Annotated in this window: 14 protein-coding genes and 2 pseudogenes; 8 read left to right on the top strand and 8 right to left on the bottom strand. The window is 72.5% G+C overall.

What is annotated here, in order from left to right:
* Positions 1 to 30 precede the first annotated feature (30 nt).
* A complete protein-coding gene (locus tag EJG53_RS31725; RefSeq protein WP_031010520.1) occupies positions 31 to 444 on the top strand; it encodes an ectoine synthase in 414 nt (137 codons plus the stop codon).
* A 93-nt stretch (positions 445 to 537) separates the two neighbouring features.
* A complete protein-coding gene (gene thpD, locus EJG53_RS31720) occupies positions 538 to 1,437 on the top strand; it encodes an ectoine hydroxylase (RefSeq protein ID WP_031010523.1) in 900 nt (299 codons plus the stop codon).
* An 86-nt stretch (positions 1,438 to 1,523) separates the two neighbouring features.
* Here thpD and EJG53_RS31715 read toward each other — a convergent pair whose 3' ends face one another.
* Together EJG53_RS31715 and EJG53_RS31710 are read right to left on the bottom strand one after the other, a co-directional pair.
* On the bottom strand, positions 1,524 to 2,840 hold the full coding sequence (locus tag EJG53_RS31715) for a maleylpyruvate isomerase family mycothiol-dependent enzyme (RefSeq protein WP_244955421.1): 1,317 nt from the start codon (positions 2,838 to 2,840) through the stop codon (positions 1,524 to 1,526).
* A gap of 100 nt (positions 2,841 to 2,940) precedes the next feature.
* Positions 2,941 to 3,522, bottom strand: a complete 582-nt coding sequence (locus EJG53_RS31710) for an RNA polymerase sigma factor (protein ID WP_244955420.1) — start codon at positions 3,520 to 3,522, stop codon at positions 2,941 to 2,943.
* Positions 3,523 to 3,677: 155 nt separating this feature from the next.
* On the opposite strand from EJG53_RS31710, the gene EJG53_RS31705 reads away from it, so the two are divergent.
* Complete coding sequence (locus EJG53_RS31705) at positions 3,678 to 4,988, top strand: alpha/beta fold hydrolase (RefSeq protein WP_125047819.1); 1,311 nt, start codon at positions 3,678 to 3,680, stop codon at positions 4,986 to 4,988.
* Between the two features lie 21 nt (positions 4,989 to 5,009).
* Here EJG53_RS31705 and EJG53_RS31700 read toward each other — a convergent pair whose 3' ends face one another.
* From EJG53_RS31700 to EJG53_RS42895, 4 genes and pseudogenes are all read right to left on the bottom strand, one after another.
* Positions 5,010 to 6,068, bottom strand: a complete 1,059-nt coding sequence (locus tag EJG53_RS31700; RefSeq protein ID WP_244955419.1) for an aminotransferase class V-fold PLP-dependent enzyme — start codon at positions 6,066 to 6,068, stop codon at positions 5,010 to 5,012.
* 214 nt (positions 6,069 to 6,282) lie between these two features.
* Positions 6,283 to 7,018: pseudogene (locus tag EJG53_RS31695) on the bottom strand (DsbA family oxidoreductase).
* Positions 7,019 to 7,627: 609 nt separating this feature from the next.
* Positions 7,628 to 8,389: a hypothetical protein gene (locus tag EJG53_RS42900; protein WP_244955740.1), complete on the bottom strand. Its 762-nt coding sequence runs from the start codon at positions 8,387 to 8,389 to the stop codon at positions 7,628 to 7,630.
* A 270-nt stretch (positions 8,390 to 8,659) separates the two neighbouring features.
* A pseudogene (locus tag EJG53_RS42895) lies at positions 8,660 to 8,842 on the bottom strand (helix-turn-helix transcriptional regulator); the annotation flags it as partial.
* Between the two features lie 502 nt (positions 8,843 to 9,344).
* On the opposite strand from EJG53_RS42895, the gene EJG53_RS31685 reads away from it, so the two are divergent.
* A complete protein-coding gene (locus tag EJG53_RS31685) occupies positions 9,345 to 9,593 on the top strand; it encodes a hypothetical protein (RefSeq protein ID WP_125047817.1) in 249 nt (82 codons plus the stop codon).
* Positions 9,594 to 9,972: 379 nt separating this feature from the next.
* Positions 9,973 to 10,626: a class I SAM-dependent methyltransferase gene (locus tag EJG53_RS31680; protein WP_125047816.1), complete on the top strand. Its 654-nt coding sequence runs from the start codon at positions 9,973 to 9,975 to the stop codon at positions 10,624 to 10,626.
* On the opposite strand, the gene EJG53_RS31675 is transcribed toward EJG53_RS31680, so the two are convergent.
* Complete coding sequence (locus EJG53_RS31675) at positions 10,604 to 11,161, bottom strand: GNAT family N-acetyltransferase (RefSeq protein WP_125047815.1); 558 nt, start codon at positions 11,159 to 11,161, stop codon at positions 10,604 to 10,606. The two genes, EJG53_RS31680 and EJG53_RS31675, sit on opposite strands and share 23 nt — an antisense overlap.
* A gap of 11 nt (positions 11,162 to 11,172) precedes the next feature.
* Positions 11,173 to 12,807 carry an aldehyde dehydrogenase (NADP(+)) gene (locus tag EJG53_RS31670; protein WP_125047814.1) on the bottom strand — a complete coding sequence of 545 codons (1,635 nt, stop codon included), beginning with the start codon at positions 12,805 to 12,807 and terminating at the stop codon, positions 11,173 to 11,175.
* Positions 12,808 to 12,934: 127 nt separating this feature from the next.
* Between EJG53_RS31670 and EJG53_RS31665 the strand changes: the two genes are divergently transcribed.
* From EJG53_RS31665 to EJG53_RS31655, 3 genes are all read left to right on the top strand, one after another.
* Entirely contained in the window at positions 12,935 to 13,705 is a 771-nt protein-coding gene (locus EJG53_RS31665) for an IclR family transcriptional regulator (RefSeq protein ID WP_125047813.1), read from the top strand.
* 158 nt (positions 13,706 to 13,863) lie between these two features.
* The gene (locus EJG53_RS31660; RefSeq protein WP_174856485.1) at positions 13,864 to 15,117 is read left to right on the top strand and encodes a sensor histidine kinase; all 1,254 of its coding nucleotides are present in this window, start codon (positions 13,864 to 13,866) and stop codon (positions 15,115 to 15,117) included.
* Between the two features lie 155 nt (positions 15,118 to 15,272).
* On the top strand, positions 15,273 to 15,896 hold the full coding sequence (locus tag EJG53_RS31655; RefSeq protein WP_244955696.1) for a response regulator transcription factor: 624 nt from the start codon (positions 15,273 to 15,275) through the stop codon (positions 15,894 to 15,896).
* The last annotated feature ends 83 nt before the right edge of the window (positions 15,897 to 15,979 follow it).

Raw genomic sequence — 15,979 nt, 5'->3', positions numbered from 1 at the left:
GTCCGCACCACAGAAAGGTACGAGAACACCGTGATCGTCCGATCCTTCAAGGACATCGAAGGCACCGACCGCCACGTCAAGGCCAAGTCGGGCACCTGGGAGAGCAAGCGCATCATCCTCGCCAAGGAGCGCGTCGGCTTCTCGCTGCACGAGACCATCCTGTACGCGGGCACCGAGACGTCGATGTGGTACGCCAACCACATCGAGGCCGTGCTGTGCGTGGAGGGCGAGGCCGAGCTCACCAACGACGAGACCGGTGAGAAGCACACCATCACCCCGGGCACGATGTACCTGCTCGACGGGCACGAGAAGCACACCATGCGGATCAAGGAGGACTTCCGCTGCGTGTGTGTCTTCAACCCGCCGGTGACGGGCCGCGAGGACCACGACGAGAACGGCGTGTACCCGCTGCTCACCGAGCCCGAGCCGGAGCCGTCGGCGTAACACCGCGGACTCTCGGCGCACCCCCTGCCCCGTCCGGCAGTTGAGCAAGGCGCGAGAAGGAAAGCACGTACGAGAGGAGAGGAAGGCAACACCATGACCACCGCACCCGAGCGCACCGCCGACCTGTACCCGACCCGGGGGACCACCGAGGTGATGACCCCGCGGCAGGACCCGGTGGTGTGGTCGCAGCCCGGCACGGAGGGGCCTTTCCAGCCGGCCGAGCTGAGCGACTTCGAACGCGACGGTTTCTTTGCCATCGGGGAACTGCTGACGGCGGAAGAGGTCGCGGTGTACCGCGCCGAACTGGACCGGCTGGTCAACGACCCGGCGATGCGGGCGGACGACCGCTCCATCGTCGAGCCGAAGTCCCAGGAGATCCGGTCCGTCTTCGAGGTGCACAAGATCAGCGAGGTGTTCGCCAAGCTGGTCTCCGACCCGCGCGTGGTGGGACGCGCCCGGCAGATCCTGGGCTCGGACGTGTACGTCCATCAGTCGAGGATCAACGTCAAGCCGGGCTTCGGCGCCTCCGGGTTCTACTGGCACTCCGACTTCGAGACCTGGCACGCCGAGGACGGCCTGCCGAACATGCGGACCGTGTCGGTCTCGATCGCGCTGACGGAGAACTACGACACCAACGGCGGCCTGATGATCATGCCGGGTTCGCACCGGCACTTCCTCGGGTGCGCCGGTGCGACGCCGCGGGACAACTACAAGAAGTCGCTGCAGATGCAGGACGCGGGCACGCCCTCGGACGAGGCGCTGACCAAGCTGGCCGACGCGCACGGCATCAAGCTGTTCACCGGCAAGGCCGGTTCGGCCACCTGGTTCGACTGCAACTGCATGCACGGTTCCGGCGACAACATCACGCCGTACCCGCGCAGCAACGTCTTCATCGTGTTCAACAGCGTGGAGAACACCGCGGTGGAGCCCTTCGCGGCGCCGGTCCGGCGCCCGGAGTACATCGGCGCACGTGACTTCACCCCGGTGAAGTAACTCCCGCGCCGTACGGTGCCGGCGGGGCACCACGGCACAGCGTGCGGGCAGGGCCCCGGTCGGGTGACCGGGGCCCTGCCCGCGCTTCAGAGCCAGGCCAGCGACGTGGCCGTCTCCAGCAGCCGCTGCGAGGCGGCCGCGTCGCCCGCCTGGCCGCGCGCGATCTCGTCCACGTCCTGCCGGCCGCCGATGAGCAGGAGGAAGTCGGTGGCCTCCAGGACCAGTTCGGCGGCGATCGGCTCGGCGTCCGAGCCGAGCACCCAGTCGCCGCCCGCCTCACCCTCCACCGACAGCAGCACCGGCTGCGCGTCCGGTCCCAGCGCCAGGTCCAGGACGCGTACCGCCAGCCCCAGGAAGCGCTGGAGGTGCTCCGGCAGCGGCGGCGGCACGGTACGGCCCAGCGCCCGCCCGATGTCCCGGGTGTGCACCCAGGTCTCGAAGGCGCGGATCACGTAGTGGTCGGCGACCGGCAGCCGCAGCCCCATCAGCGTCGTGGCCATGGCGGCGAGCTGCTCGTCGCCCGCCTCGGGCAGCGCGAGCAGCCCGTGTGCCTGGGTCCGCCACGCCTCCCGGGTCTCGGCGGGCGGCCGGGTGTGTTCGTACGTCACCACCTCGTGCGTACGGGCCGCCCAGCGCACCTCCCAGGGGGCGCGCGCACCGGCCGCCCGTCCGGCGGACAGCGCGTCGGGGTCCGTACCGGCCTCCGGCCCGTATCCCTCGGGTGGCCGCGCCCCCGGCACCGGCCCCAGGCCCGTGCCCGCCTCCGTCACCGGCGCCAGGCCGAGCCGTTCGGCCAGCACCTCGTCGGCCGCGACCAGGTGGGCGACGGTGCCCTGGACGTCCCAGTCGTGCACGACCGGGGTGCCCCAGCGTTCCGGTGCCTGGTCCAGTTCCCGCAGCAGCGCGTCCAGGCAGGCCACCGCGCCCGCGTACGGAGCGGCGTGCACGGCCGGCGGGACCTGGCCGGGCCGCGCGGCGCGGGCCGCGGCCATCAGCCGTCCGCGCGCCAGGCCCGCGTTCGCCTTGCGCCCGGCGCCGCGGCCCGTCCCGCCGGGTGCCGGTTCGTCCAGCAGCCGTGCGGTCTCCCGCAGCCGCCGCGCTTCGGCCGCGCAGGGGGCGCAGTCGTGCAGGTGGCCGCGGACCCGCGCGTCGTCGCCCGGCATGTCGGCGCCGAGCGCCCAGGCCGCGAGCAGCGCGCTGATCTCCTCGTGCACCGCGGACGGGCCGTCCGCTCCGCCGGGCTCACCGAGGCCGGCGGGGTCGTCCGGCTCCCCCGGCCCGCCGCTCCTCCCACCCGTACCGCCCGTCCCGCCCGCGTCCCCCGGCCCGCCGGTACCTCCCGGACCGCCCGAACCACCCGCGCCGCCCCGGCCACCCCGGCCGCTCCTGCCTCCCGCGCCCATCACACGCCCCTTTCCGCTGTTCCGCCGCCCGGCCGGGCCGCGCGCCCGCCTGTCGCTTCCCTTGCTGCCCGCGGCCGCCGCCCGGCATTCGGAGCCCGGGTCAGCACTCGTCCCGTGCCTCGTCGGCCGGGCTGCCGGGACCGGCCGACGGCCCGGCGAGCCGGTCGGCCAGACTGCTCAGGGCGTTCCGCAGCCGGGCGGTGGCCGCCGTCTCCGCGATGCCCAGTTCCACCGCGACCTGCCGGTACGTACGCCCGGCGAAGCATGCCAGGTGCAGGGCCTCGCGTTCCGGCAGGGGCAGTTCGGTGAGCGCGGTGTGCAGCGCCACCCGCGCCTCCTCGACAGGCTCGGGCGCCCCTTCCTCCCGTTCCGTACCGCACGCCGCGCGCTCCGCCTCCGTCTCCCGCATCCGGGCCACCGCGCCGTGGTGGCCCCGGATGCTCAGCCAGGCGCGCAGCGACCCCTGGCCGGGCTCGAAGGCGTACGGGCAGGTCCACAGATCGATGAAGACGCGCTGTGTCACCTCGCCGGCGACCGCCGTACTGCCCGTCACCCGCCGGGCCACCGTCCTGACCAGCGCGCTGTAGGCGTCGTACGCCTCGCCCAGCGCGGTTTCGTCCCCGTACACCAGCCGCCGGTGCAGCTCCCGGTCGCGCGGCGGGTACCTGGTTGTCCCGTCCACCGGCACCACCTCGTGAGTGTGTGGTGACATTCCTAGCCTGCCGCCCTCCTCCGCGGTAGCCGTCCGTCCGGCCGAATTGCGCGGCGCCCGGTGGGTGCCGCACGATCCGGGGGGCTCCGAAGGGGTGCGGGGCCGGAGAAGACCGAGGAGCACACATGACGACCGACCGGCTGCCCGGTGTCGTACTGACCGACCACTTCCTGGACGTGCCGCTGGACCACGCGGTGCCGGACGGCGAGCGGCTGACCGTGTACGGGCGCGAAGCCGTGGCGCCCGGCCGCGAGCACGACGAACTGCCCTGGCTGGTCTACCTCCAGGGCGGCCCCGGCTACCCGGCACCGCGCCCGCCGGGCCGGACCTCCTGGCTGGTGAGCGCGCTGGACCACTACCGGGTGCTGCTGCTGGACCAGCGGGGCACCGGCCGTTCCACGCCGGCCAACCGGCAGACCCTGCCACTGCGCGGCGGACCGCGGGAACAGGCCGATTATCTGGCGCATTTCCGCGCCGACGCGATCGTGCGGGACGCCGAGCTGTTCCGCCGTGAACTGGCCGGCCCGGACGGGCGGTGGAGCGTCCTGGGGCAGAGCTTCGGCGGCTTCTGCGCCACGACCTATCTCTCGTACGCGCCCGAGGGCCTGCGCGAGGTCATGATCACCGGTGGGCTGCCGGGGCTGCGGGCCACCGCGGAGGACGTCTACCGGGCCGCGTACCCGAGGGTGGCCCGCAAGAACGCCGCGCACTACGCGCGCTACCCGCAGGACATCGAGCGCGTCCGGCGCATCGCCGCGCACCTGCGGGAGCGCCCGGCGCGGCTGCCCGGCGGCGGGCGGCTGACGGCGGAGGCGTTCCAGGGGCTGGGCCGGATGCTGGGGACCGGCACCGGCTCGTACGTCCTGCACTACCTGATCGAGGACGCGTGGGTGACCGGCCCCGCGGGCCCCGAACTGGCGGAATCCTTCTTGCAGGCCGTACAGAGCCACCTCTCCTTCACCGCCGCCCCGCTGTTCACCGTCCTGCACGAGGCGATCTACGCCCAGCGGTCGGTGCAGCCGGGGAGCACCGGCTGGGCCGCCGAGCGCGTCCGCGCGGAGTTCCCCGGGTTCGACGTCGGCACGGCGCTCGACGGCGGACGGCCCGTCCACTTCACCGGCGAGTCGGTCCACCCCTGGCTCTTCGACACCGACCCGTCGCTGCGCCCCCTCAAGGAGACGGCACAGGCCTTGGCCGAACGCACCGACTGGCCCGATCTGTACGACGCCGACCGCCTCGCGGCCAACGAGGTCCCGGCCGCGGCCGCCGTCTACGCCGACGACATGTACGTCGACACCGCCCACTCCCTGGAGACCGCGCGGGAGATCCGGGGGCTGCGGCCCTGGGTGACCAACGAGTGGGAGCACGACGGGCTGCACGCCAGCGGCGGCATGGTGCTGGACCGTCTGATCCGGATGGTGCGCGGCGAGGTCTGACGGTCAGGGGCGCCGCCGCTGCTACCGCCGTCCCTCCCCCACCACCTCCAGCAACCGGTCCACATCGTCCGACGAGTTGTAGAGATGGAAGGCGGCCCGGAGGCTGCCCGCGCGCACGGCGATCCGTATGCCCGCCGCTGCCAGCCGGTCCGCCGTGTCCGCGAGCCCCGGTACGGACACGATCGCCGAGCCGGGCGCGGGCAGCGGGGTGTGGCCGAGGGCCGTGATCCCCTCGCGGTACCGGTCGGCGAGCGCGGTGTTGTGCGCGTACACGGTCTCGACGCCGATCTCGTTCAGCAGGGCGAGGGACTGGGCGGCGGCCACGTACGAGTAGTGGGCGTGCGGTTCGTCGTAACGGCGCGCGCCGGCCGCCGGTTCCCGGATCGGCCCGTAGTTGGACTCGTACGGATCAGCGCCGGCGACCCATCCGGCGTGCAGCGCTTCCAGCCCGTCGTCCCCGCACACCAGGAAGGAGGCTCCGCGCGGACACAGCAGCCACTTGAACGCCCCGCACACCACGTAGTCGAAGTCGCCGCCCCGCAGCGGCAGCCAGCCCGCGGCCTGCGTGGCGTCCAGGAGGGTGCGCGCCCCGTGGGCTGCGGCGGCGGCCCGGATCGCCGCCATGTCGGCGATCCGCCCGTCCAGCGCCTGCACGGCGCTGAAGGCGACGAGCGCCGTACCAGGCCGCACGGCGTCGGCCAGCTCGGCGAGCGGCGCGGTACGGAGCTTGATCCCGGACCGGGCCGCGAACGGGTTGACCAGTGAGCTGAACTCCCCTTCGGGCACCAGCACTTCGGCTCCGCTCGGGAGCGACCCGGCGATCAGCGCGGCGTGCACCGCGACCGCCCCACCGATCGCGACCCGCTCCGGCGCCACATCCATCAGCCGGGCGAAGGCGGCCCGGGAGGCGTCCGCCGGTCCGAAATAGTCCTGGCCCATGGTCCCGTAGGAAACGGACTCCTCGACGGCCGCGCGCAGGGCGGCGGCGGAACGGGCCGGGAGCAGGCCGCTGGACGCGGTGTTCAGAAACGTCGTCAGGGACGCGAATTCGCCCCCACCAAGTGGCTCGATGCGCTGCATGCCCCCACTGTGGCCGCCCGGCCGCCCGCCGTCCATCGCAAATTCCGTTTGCACGGCGCCAAGCGCCCCTTATCCGCGCAGCTCAGCGCGGTGCCGGTGCGCCGGGGCCGTCGGGGCGCGCCGGGATCTGTTACCTCGCACCGGAGCCCGTCGGCATCACTTCCCCCGTACCGGAGCCGCCGGGATCAGTTCCCCGCACCGCAGCCCGCCAGCATCAGTTCCCCGCACCCGTACCGGGCCGGCACACGTCCCCTTCGCACCCCGGCGCGGCCGCCTCGTCCTCCGGAGCAGCCCCCTCGCCGCCCGGCACGGCCGCACCACCCTCTTCCCACGCCCGCTCCAACGCCTGCCGGAACACCTCGGCGGGCTGCCCGCCGGAGATCCCGTACCGCCGGTCGATCACGAAGAACGGCACACTCCGCGCCCCCAGCTCCGCCGCCTCCCGCTCGTCGGCCCGCACCGCCTCCGCGTAGGCGTCCCGGTCCGCCAGCACCCGGCGCACGTCTCCCTCGTCCAACCCGGCGGCCACCGCCACCTCGGTCAGGACGTCCCCGTCCCCCAGCGCCCGCGCCTCCGCGAAATTGGCCTGGTACAGCGCACCGAGCAGCGCGTCCTGGGCACCCCGCTCCTTGGCCAGGTGCAGCAGCCGGTGCAGGTCAAAGGTGTTCCCGTGCATCCGGTCCGACCGGTACCCGAGCCCCCCCCGCAGCCGCCTCGGCGACCCGCGCCTCCATGGCCTCAGCCTGCTCGCGGGACACGCCGTACTTCTGCGCGAGCATCTCCAGCACCGGCGTCCCCGCCGCCGGAGCCGCCTCCGGGTCGAGCTCGAAGGACCGGTGGACGATCTCCACCTCACCCCGGTGCGCGAACCCGGCCAGCCCCTTCTCGAAGCGGGCCTTGCCGATGTAGCACCAGGGGCAGGCGATGTCCGCCCAGATCTCGACGCGCATGTCAGGTGTTTCCTCAGATGATCGGTACGAATGGGGACACTGGCGGACAACCTTCCGGGGGTGGTGGCTATTCCCCGGCGCGATGGTGGGAGCGGGTGCGGGGCGTCACATGGCGGTACGGACGCCGGGGCATGGCGGAGCCCCGTCGCCCCCGTCACGGGGATGACGGGCTCGCGGGCCGGTCGACCGAGGTCAGATGCCGGTCTGCCGGGCGAACCGGACGAGCCCGGGTTTGGACCAGCTTCGGGAGGGCCTGGCTCAAAAGGAGATCACTCGGTACAACGGCTTTCCGATTCTGGATGCCGGGCAGACGAATATGAGAGCGGACATCCTCGCGCCGACCGTGATGCGGCTCGGAAATGTTCGCGGTAAGGTTCGGCGGAGACGAGGAAGGCCGGGCCGTCAGCGGGCTGACCAACGGCGGCGCCCAGGTGGATGATCTCGGACAGCTCAGGTCCAAGCCAGTGTTCCACACTCGGATAGATTTCTATTGTGGCGTGAGGGGCTCGGCGGGCAAGGCTGCCGCGCGCCTCACTGGCGTACTGAACGGCTGAGGCGCTGAGCCCCGTGGTTGCTCCTGAAAGGGCTGGTCACAGGGCTCTTCCTGTTTCAGTTTTCTAGTGCTTTCAAACCCTGGTAAGCCTCTCGTAGGTCCGCGGCTTCCGGCAGTTGACGGGCCTCCACGGCTTTGACGACTTCCAGAGCGCGCCAATGGTTTGACGGCACGATACGACCCGACAGAATCGCGCGCTGAGCCGCGTCACACGCTTCATCCAGCCGATCACTGCTGAGCAGCGTCAAGGCAAGGTCGATGTTCGCCGAAGCGACGCGTCGGGGCCATTTATGGATGTCGATGACAGGGGCCAGTCGGGCAATGACTTCCCGCGCGTACGTTTCTGCTGCCGGGTCACCTACCCATGCGAGCGTTGTGGCTGTATAGGCCAACGACTTCGCCGGGTCATACTGGTAATGATGTTCCGTCCCCTTGTGCGGGACCATGGACACCGCTTTTCGCTGCACACGGTCTATGGCGGCATAGGTTTCAGTCCGTTCGCCAAGGCGCGCTCTCGCTCGTCCCTCTTGCGCCGTTGCTTGGATCTCCGCGGAACTACCTGCCGGTGCAAGCTGTTGCGCGACCAAAGACAGCTCCAGCGCACGCCCGTACTGCCCATCCGTAAGGACTCGCCAAGCGTCTGTCTCGTAGCACCAAGCTTCGATCTCTCGATGCTCCGCGTGCTGGGCGAGCGTGGCTGCTGTCTGCAACCGAGCTGTAGCGGCGAGGTCTTGATGGAGATCAATATGCAACGTAGCGCCTAGAAGCTGAAACCAGCCGCCGACCGCATACAGGCGTCGCTGTTCGGCCAGAGTCATACGGGCGTCCATGAGGTGGCCCACGTAAGCCGAGTGCTTACGTACTCGCTGCAACAGTTCCTGAGGAGGTGACACCGGGTACGCCATGGCCGACTCGTCGAACGCGGATTCCAGACGGCTGAGAGTCTCCCTCCCCACATCGCTCGCCGCCACTCGTCGCGCCAATTCGAGAGCTTCGAACTCATCGTCGTCAGACGGAGGAGCCACGGAGAGCCACCCCGGTGGAAGTCGGTGCGAGTAACTTCCGTCAGGAGCCAGGAGCGTCTCAAGTTCGTTGGACGTCATGTCCAGGGCTTTCGCGATTCTCGGGCGCTGCCAGGGCTGAGGGCCATTCTGCCCGCTTTCCCAACGCTGGACCGTAGTGCGATCTACGCCGACTGCTTCTGCGAATGCTTCTTGGTTGTAGCCGCACGCTTTCCGACGCTCCGCCAACCTCCGCCGCTTGCCAGCCATCTGGCCGCCCCTCTCTCGTCCGAAGGTTTCTCCGCAGGTCAGCCTAGCCAGCGCGGTCTGGATGCGGCAGGACTGCGGCCTCTTTGCCGTGGACGCCCCCAACTCCCGCTGGTTCGCTGGACGATGCAACCACCCCATCGGTGCGGAGCCGATGTCGTCCGACACAGCAACGCAGGGGCAAGAACCGGAGGTACGGCATGGAGGCCCCAGACGAGTGGCATCACCCCTTCGACGGAGCCCTCGCGCGCCCGTGCATGACGGCCGATCGCGAAGAGCTAGCCGCTGATTCTGACCCGCTCTTCGCACACCTTGACGGTTTGCGCGGCTTGATCACCTACCGACGCACCTCAAGAAACGGTGACCACAAGTGACCAAACGCATCCCTGGCCCCGGCCGGGAACACCTCACCCGGCTCATGCGCTCACGCGGGCACGACGGTGTGCTCCGTATGCGCACCAGCGGCGACGCTGCTCTCAACCTCCCCCGACCCGAAGGTACGACCATGGCAACCCCCGCCCCCGTGCCGACGCGCATGGAAATTCAGATCACCGGCATCCGTAAGCACTTCGCCGAGTGCGTCACCGAACAGGACGGCGGCGAGATGTGCGACGCCTGCTCCTCCGACTGGGACAGCCCCCTGCCGACGAACGCATGGATTCGCGCCCACGCAGACGAGAAGGGACACACAAAGTTCAAGAAGCACACGGAAGAGGACGTCACCACCTTTACGAAGCCTGCGACGGCGAAGTGAGGGACAAGCGGCGCGGTGCGATTGAGGCATCTGCGGCCGCGCTGGGAGTCTTCTTGATCGTCGTGGGAATCGTGGCACTCGCCCTTTCCCGCGCACTGCCCTAACAGCCCGCCCCTGCCCGTCCGGTCGTCTGGGTCCAGCGGCCGGACGGGTGAGCCACAGCCCCGCCCGCGTGTGGTCACCGCGCCGGGCAGGACTCTCTGCTCCGCCTGCTCCCGAGCGGACAGTGACGGGCGGGCAACCTTCCACGGGTGGCGGCTGTTCCCCAGCCCCTGGGCGGCGGCCCGGTCCAGTGTCCGGCCGGCGGCTCGGTCCGGGCCAATGGCCGTACAACGCCGGAACGACCGCCCACCCCGCCCCTCCGCGGTAACGTCCGCCCATGGAGATCCGCCAGGAAACGCGGGAGTTCTGGGAGCGTGCCGGGGCCGCCAAGACGTTCACCCATCCGCTGGATCCGGAGCTGCTGGACGCGTACCTGCCACGTGACGTGCCGGTGCTGGACTACGGCTGCGGGTACGGGCGGCTGACCGCCGAGCTGGTGGCGGCCGGGTACGCGGACGTGCGTGGGGTGGACGTGTCGCGGGCGCTGGTGGAGCGGGGGCGCCGGGAGCATCCAGGGGTGCGGATCGAGCATTGGGCGGGGCTGCCGCTGCCCTTCGAGGACGGGAGTTTCGGGGCCGCGCTGCTGTTCGCCGTGCTGACGTGCGTGCCTGGCTCCGGGGAGCAGCGGGAGATCGTCGCGGAGCTGGGCCGGGTGGTGCGGCCGGGCGGGGTGCTGTACGTCAGCGACATGCCGTTGCAGCGCGACCGGTGGGACGTGGCCCGGTACGAGGCGTACGCGGACCGGTTCGGGACGTACGGGGTGTTCGGGACGCCCGACGGCGGCGTGTTCCGGCACCACGAGCCGGACCGGCTGCGCGGGCTGGTCCGGGCGCACGGCTTCACGGTGGAGGCCGAGCGCACGGACCCGGTGCCGACGCTGGACGGCCGTACCGCCGAGCGGCTTCAGCTCATCGGGCGGCGGCGGGGCTGAGCGGCAGTACGAGGTCGAGGTGGGTGGCGTCCGGTGCGGGGCGGCGGGAGTCGTCCGGCTGCCAGCCGTGCCGGTCGTAGAAGGCGCGGGCCCGCCGGTTGTGCCAGTACACGTCCAGGCGGGCGGTGGTGACGCCTGCCGCCCGCCAGGCCGCGACGCAGGCGCGGTGCAGCGCGGAGCCGATGCCGTCGCGCCAGCGGTCCGGGTCCACGTGGAGCTGGAAGAGTTTGACGGTGTCCTCGGGCGCGCCGTCCTCGCGGCGGTAGGAGGCGACGCCGACCACCGCGCCGTCCCGTTCCGCGCACAGCACGGTGGCGTCCTTACGGGCGAGGGAGCGCGCCCAGCCTTCGCGCCAGCGCTCGCGCTCGGCGGGGTCGTCCAGTACGGCGTCGGGCACACGACCTCGGTAGTACGTCGCGCGGGCGCGCTGGTGCAGGTCCGCTATGACGTCGAGGTCGGCGGCCGTGGCGTCGCGGACGAGGGTGGCGGAGGTGGTGGCGGTGGCCTCGTCGGGCGCTTCCGGGGCGTGGGGCATGTGCGCGTACGTCACCTTTCGGGGCGGCCGTCGACTCGGCGGGGGAGGTTCAGCGGGTTGTCCTCGCGCAGCTCCGGCGGGAGCAGGGCGGGCGGGGTGTCCTGGTGGACGACCGGCCGCAGCCACCGTTCGACCGCCGTGCCGCCGACCGAGGTGGAGGTGGAGGTGGTGGCCGGGTAGGGGCCGCCGTGGTGCTGGGCGGGGGCCACGGCGACGCCGGTCGGCCAGCCGTTGACGAGCAGCCGGCCGGCCAGCGGGGTGAGCGCGGCCAGCAGGCGCGCGCCGCGACCCGTACCGCCCGTGGCCGCCTCGGCCCCCGTACCGCCGCCGCCGGATGCACCGGTCCTCGTCTCGGCCCCGCTACCGCCGCCGGACGCGCCGGCCCCCGCATCCTCCCCCGCACACTCCGCCGCCCCCAGTTGGAGCGTCGCGGTCAGGTTGCCGGGCAGCCGGGCCAGTACGGCGCTGACCTCGGCGTCGTCGGTGTAGCGCGCCAGGACGGTGACCGGGCCGAAGCACTCCTCCAGGAGCAGGTCGTGGGTGCCGTCGCTCTCGGCGAGCCGGGACGCGGGGACGGTGAGGAAGCCCGCGCTGACCGTGTGCTCGCCGCCCGCGCCGGGCGTGACGGGTGCCTGTACGTCCGGCAGGGCGGCCCGTTCCCGTACGCCGTCGAGGAACGCGTCGCGCATCCGGTGGTCCAGCAGCACCCCGGCCTCGGTGTTGCTGACGGCCTCGGTGAGGGAGCGCTCCAGGCGGTCGCCGACCGGGCCCTGCGGCGCCAGGACGAGCCCCGGCTTGACGCAGAACTGGCCGATGCCGAGGGTCATCGAGCCCGCCAGGCCCCTGCCGATCTCCTCGGCGCGCTCGTCGGCCGCGGCTTCGGTGACCACGACCGGGTTGAGGCTGCCGAGTTCGCCGTGGAACGGGATCGGGTGCGGGCGGGCGGCGGCCGCGTCGTACAGGGCGCGTCCGCCGCGTACCGAGCCGGTGAAGCCCGCGGCGGCGACGAGCGGGTGCCGGACCAGTTCGATGCCCGCCTCGAAGCCGTGCACCAGGCCGATCACGCCTGCGGGCAGACCGATTTCGGCGGCGGCGCGGCGCAGCAGGGCGGCGCTCAGTTCGGAGGTGGCCGGGTGGTCGGGGTGGGCCTTGACGACGACCGGGCAGCCGGCGGCGAGCGCGCTGGCGGTGTCGCCGCCGGGTACGGAGAAGGCGAGCGGGAAGTTGCTGGCCGCGTAGACCGCGACGACGCCGAGCGGGATCTTGTAGCGGCGCAGGTCGGGGCGGGGCGGGGTGAGCGCGGGGTCGGCGTGGTCGATCCGTACGTCGAGGAAGGCGCCCTCCTCGACCACGTCGGCGAACGCGCGCAACTGGTACGTCGTACGGCCGAGTTCACCGGTCAGCCGCCCCGGACCGAGCGCGGTCTCCGCGTCGGCGGCCTCGACGATCCGCTCCCCGGCCCCGTCCAGCAGGTCGGCGGCGCGGCGCAGCAGGGCGGCCCGGACGCGGCGGTCGGCGAGCGCGTCCCGGGCGTCGTGCGCGGCCCGTACGACGGCGTCGACCTCGGCCGCTGTGGCCTCCACCGCAACCTGCTCGCGCCGCTTCCCGGTACGGGGGTCGACACTCCAGACTGGTGCTGCTGCCACCGCGCATTCCTCCCGGCGAACTCTTGTCGCGTCCAGGACGCCGTTCGCTATGCTGAACGCCGACCCAGGTGGTGAATGTGACGTCCGCTGGGACTCTATGGCTGTCCGAACTGAGGGGTCAAGGCCGATGTCCGCTGCCGAGACCACCGGAGCGCAGGTCAAGTCCGCTGTGCGCACGGTGGAGTTGCTGGAGTACTTCGCGGGCCGCCCCGGAATGCACAGCCTCGCCGCCGTCCAGGAGGCCGTCGGCTACCCGAAGTCCAGCCTCTACATGCTGCTGCGCACCCTCGTCGACCTCGGCTGGGTGGAGACCGACGCCACCGGCACCCGGTACGGCATCGGCGTCCGCGCCCTGCTGGTCGGCACCTCCTACATCGACGGCGACGAGGTGGTGGCCGCCGCCCGCCCCACCCTGGACCGGCTCGCCGACGACACCACCGAGACCATCCACCTGGCCCGGCTGGACGGCACCAACGTCGTCTATCTCGCCACCCGTCAGTCCCAGCACTACCTGCGCCCGTTCACCCGCGTCGGCCGCCGGCTGCCCGCCCACTCCACGTCCCTGGGCAAGGCGCTGCTCGCCACGTACACCGACGACCAGGTACGGGCGCTCCTCCCGGAGAAGCTCGACGCCCTCACCGAGCACACCGTCACCGACCGCGAGCAGCTCATCGAGGAGCTGCGCCTGGTGCGCGAGCAGGGGTACGCCGTCGACCGCGAGGAGAACACGCTCGGCCTGCGCTGCTTCGGCGTGGCGATCCCGTACCGCACCCCGGCGCGGGACGCGGTGAGCTGCTCGGTGCCGGTGGCCCGGCTGACTCCGGGGCACGAGCAGCTCATCAAGGACGCGCTGTTCGACGCGCGGGACCGGCTGATGCTGGCGACGCGACGGCTTTGAAGATCAGCTTGAAGGTCGGTGCGCCGTCCGGTGCGAGGTCCGGAGCGAGGTCCGGTCCGAAGTCGGGTTCGGGATCGGGTTCGGGGTCCGGTCCGAAGTCGGGTTCGGGGTCCCGCGCTTCACGAGCGAACCGGGCGCGGCTGTTCCTCGGCCGCTGGGTGCACCTCGTCCTCGGCGGCGCCCTGCTGACCCCTTTCTTCCTGCTGGCGACGCTCGTCGTCCCGCTCGCCTTCGACGACGTGAACCCGTTCAGCGACTTCCCCTGGCAGTTCGCCGCGTTCGCCGTCGCGCTGCCGCTCGCCGCACTGGGCGCGCTGCTCTTCCCGCTGCTGCGCACGCTGGAGGCGACGGCGGCGCGGTCGCTGTGCGGCCTGCCCGCCGACGTGACGGCCGAACTGACCGAGGAGCCCGCCGACTCGTGGGCCGCCCGGCGGCGTACGGCCCTGTGGTTCGTGGCGCACCTGACGGCCGGCGGCATCGTCAGCGGCATGACACTGGCGGCGCTGCCCGCCGCCGTGATGCTGATCCTCCTGCCGGTCACCGACCCGCTGCGGCACGCGGAACTGGGCTGGCCCAACCTGGCCGGCGGCCTGCTCGGCCCGCTGACCGGCCTCGGCCTGCTCGCCCTCGTCGCAAGCACCACGTGGGCGGGCGGCCGGCTGCTGGCCCGTGCGGCGCCCACGCTGCTCGGCCGTACACCCGCCGACCGGCTGGCCGCCGCCGAACGGCGCGCCGCCGATCTCGCCTCCCGCAACCGGCTCGCCCGCGAGCTGCACGACTCCGTGGGCCACGCGCTCAGCGCGGTCACCCTCCAGGCGGGCGCGGCCCGCCGGGTGCTCGACGCCGACCCCGAGTTCGCGCGGCAGGCCCTGCTCGCCATCGAGGAGACCACCCGCAGCGCGGTCGCCGAACTCGACGCCGTACTGGGGCTGTTGCGGGCGGACGGGGACGACCCGGCCGGTACACCCGCACCCGTACCCCTACCGGCGCTGGACGCCCTGGACACGCTGCTGGACCGCACCCGCGCCGCCGGGCTGCGGATCGACGCGGACGTCGACGACGGGTGCGGGCGGCTGCCGCCGCTGGTCTCGCGGGAGGCGTACCGCATCGTGCAGGAAGGTCTCAGCAACGCGCTGCGGCACGCCGGTGCCGTACCGGTCCGGCTGCGGATCGCCCTGGACGCCGACGAGCTGAGGATCACGGTGGAGAACCCCATACAGAGCGACGCCCTACAGAGAGACAAGGCGGTCACAGCGACCCGTACGGTCGCGGGCACGCCCCGCCCCGGCGGCGGCCGCGGCCTGCCCGGCATCGCCGAGCGCGCCCGTCTGCTGGGCGGCGAGGCCCGGGCCGCGGGCCGGGACGGCGTATGGCGGCTGGCCGTACGGCTCCCCCTGGGGGCATCCCGGTGAGCGGCGCGGACGAGGGGCGCGCGGACGCCCGTACCGACACGGACGAAGGGCACGCGGACGCCCGCACCGGTACGGACGAGGGGCGCGCGGACCCCCGCACCGACACCGCCCCTCCCCCTCCCCCGCTGCGCATCGTCCTCGCGGACGACGAGCGGATGGTACGTACGGCGCTCCGCGCGATCCTCGGCGCCGAGCCCGACATGGAGGTCGTCGGCGAGGCGGCCACCGGCGCCGAGGCGGTGCCGCTGATCCGCGAACTGCGCCCGGACATCGTGCTGATGGACGTACGGATGCCGGAGATCGACGGCATCCGCGCGACCGAACAGGTGCTGACCGGCATGGCGGAACCGCCGCGGATCGTCGTGGTGACGACCTTCGAGAACGACGCGTACGTGTACGACGCGCTGCGCGCCGGCGCCAGCGGCTTCCTGTTGAAGCGGGCCGGCGTGGAGGACCTGGTGCAGGCGGTGCGGATGGTGGCACGCAGCGATTCGCTGTTGTTCCCGGCGGCGGTGCGGGAGCTGGCCGCCCGGTACGCGGGGGCGCGGGCCGCGCGCGAATCGGCGCGGGCCCTGCGGGCGCGCCTGTCCGACCGGGAGGCGGACGTGCTGCGGCTGATGACCAAGGGCCTGACGAACGCGGAGATCGCGGACCGGCTGGCGGTCGGCCCGGCGACGGTCAAGACGCATGTCGCGGGGGTGCTGGCCAAGCTGGGGGTGCGGGACCGGACCCAAGCGGTGATCGCGGCGTACGAGAACGGGTTCGTCCGGCCGGGATGAGACCGCCGACCACCTGTCGGCCACCCGTCGGCCGCCCACCGACCGCCACCCATCCCACCCCGTCGGCCACCCTCCGTAACACC

This window comes from Streptomyces chrestomyceticus JCM 4735, assembly GCF_003865135.1.
Classification (GTDB): Bacteria; Actinomycetota; Actinomycetes; order Streptomycetales; family Streptomycetaceae; genus Streptomyces; species Streptomyces chrestomyceticus.
This window is presented reverse-complemented; position numbering and strand designations above follow the sequence as displayed.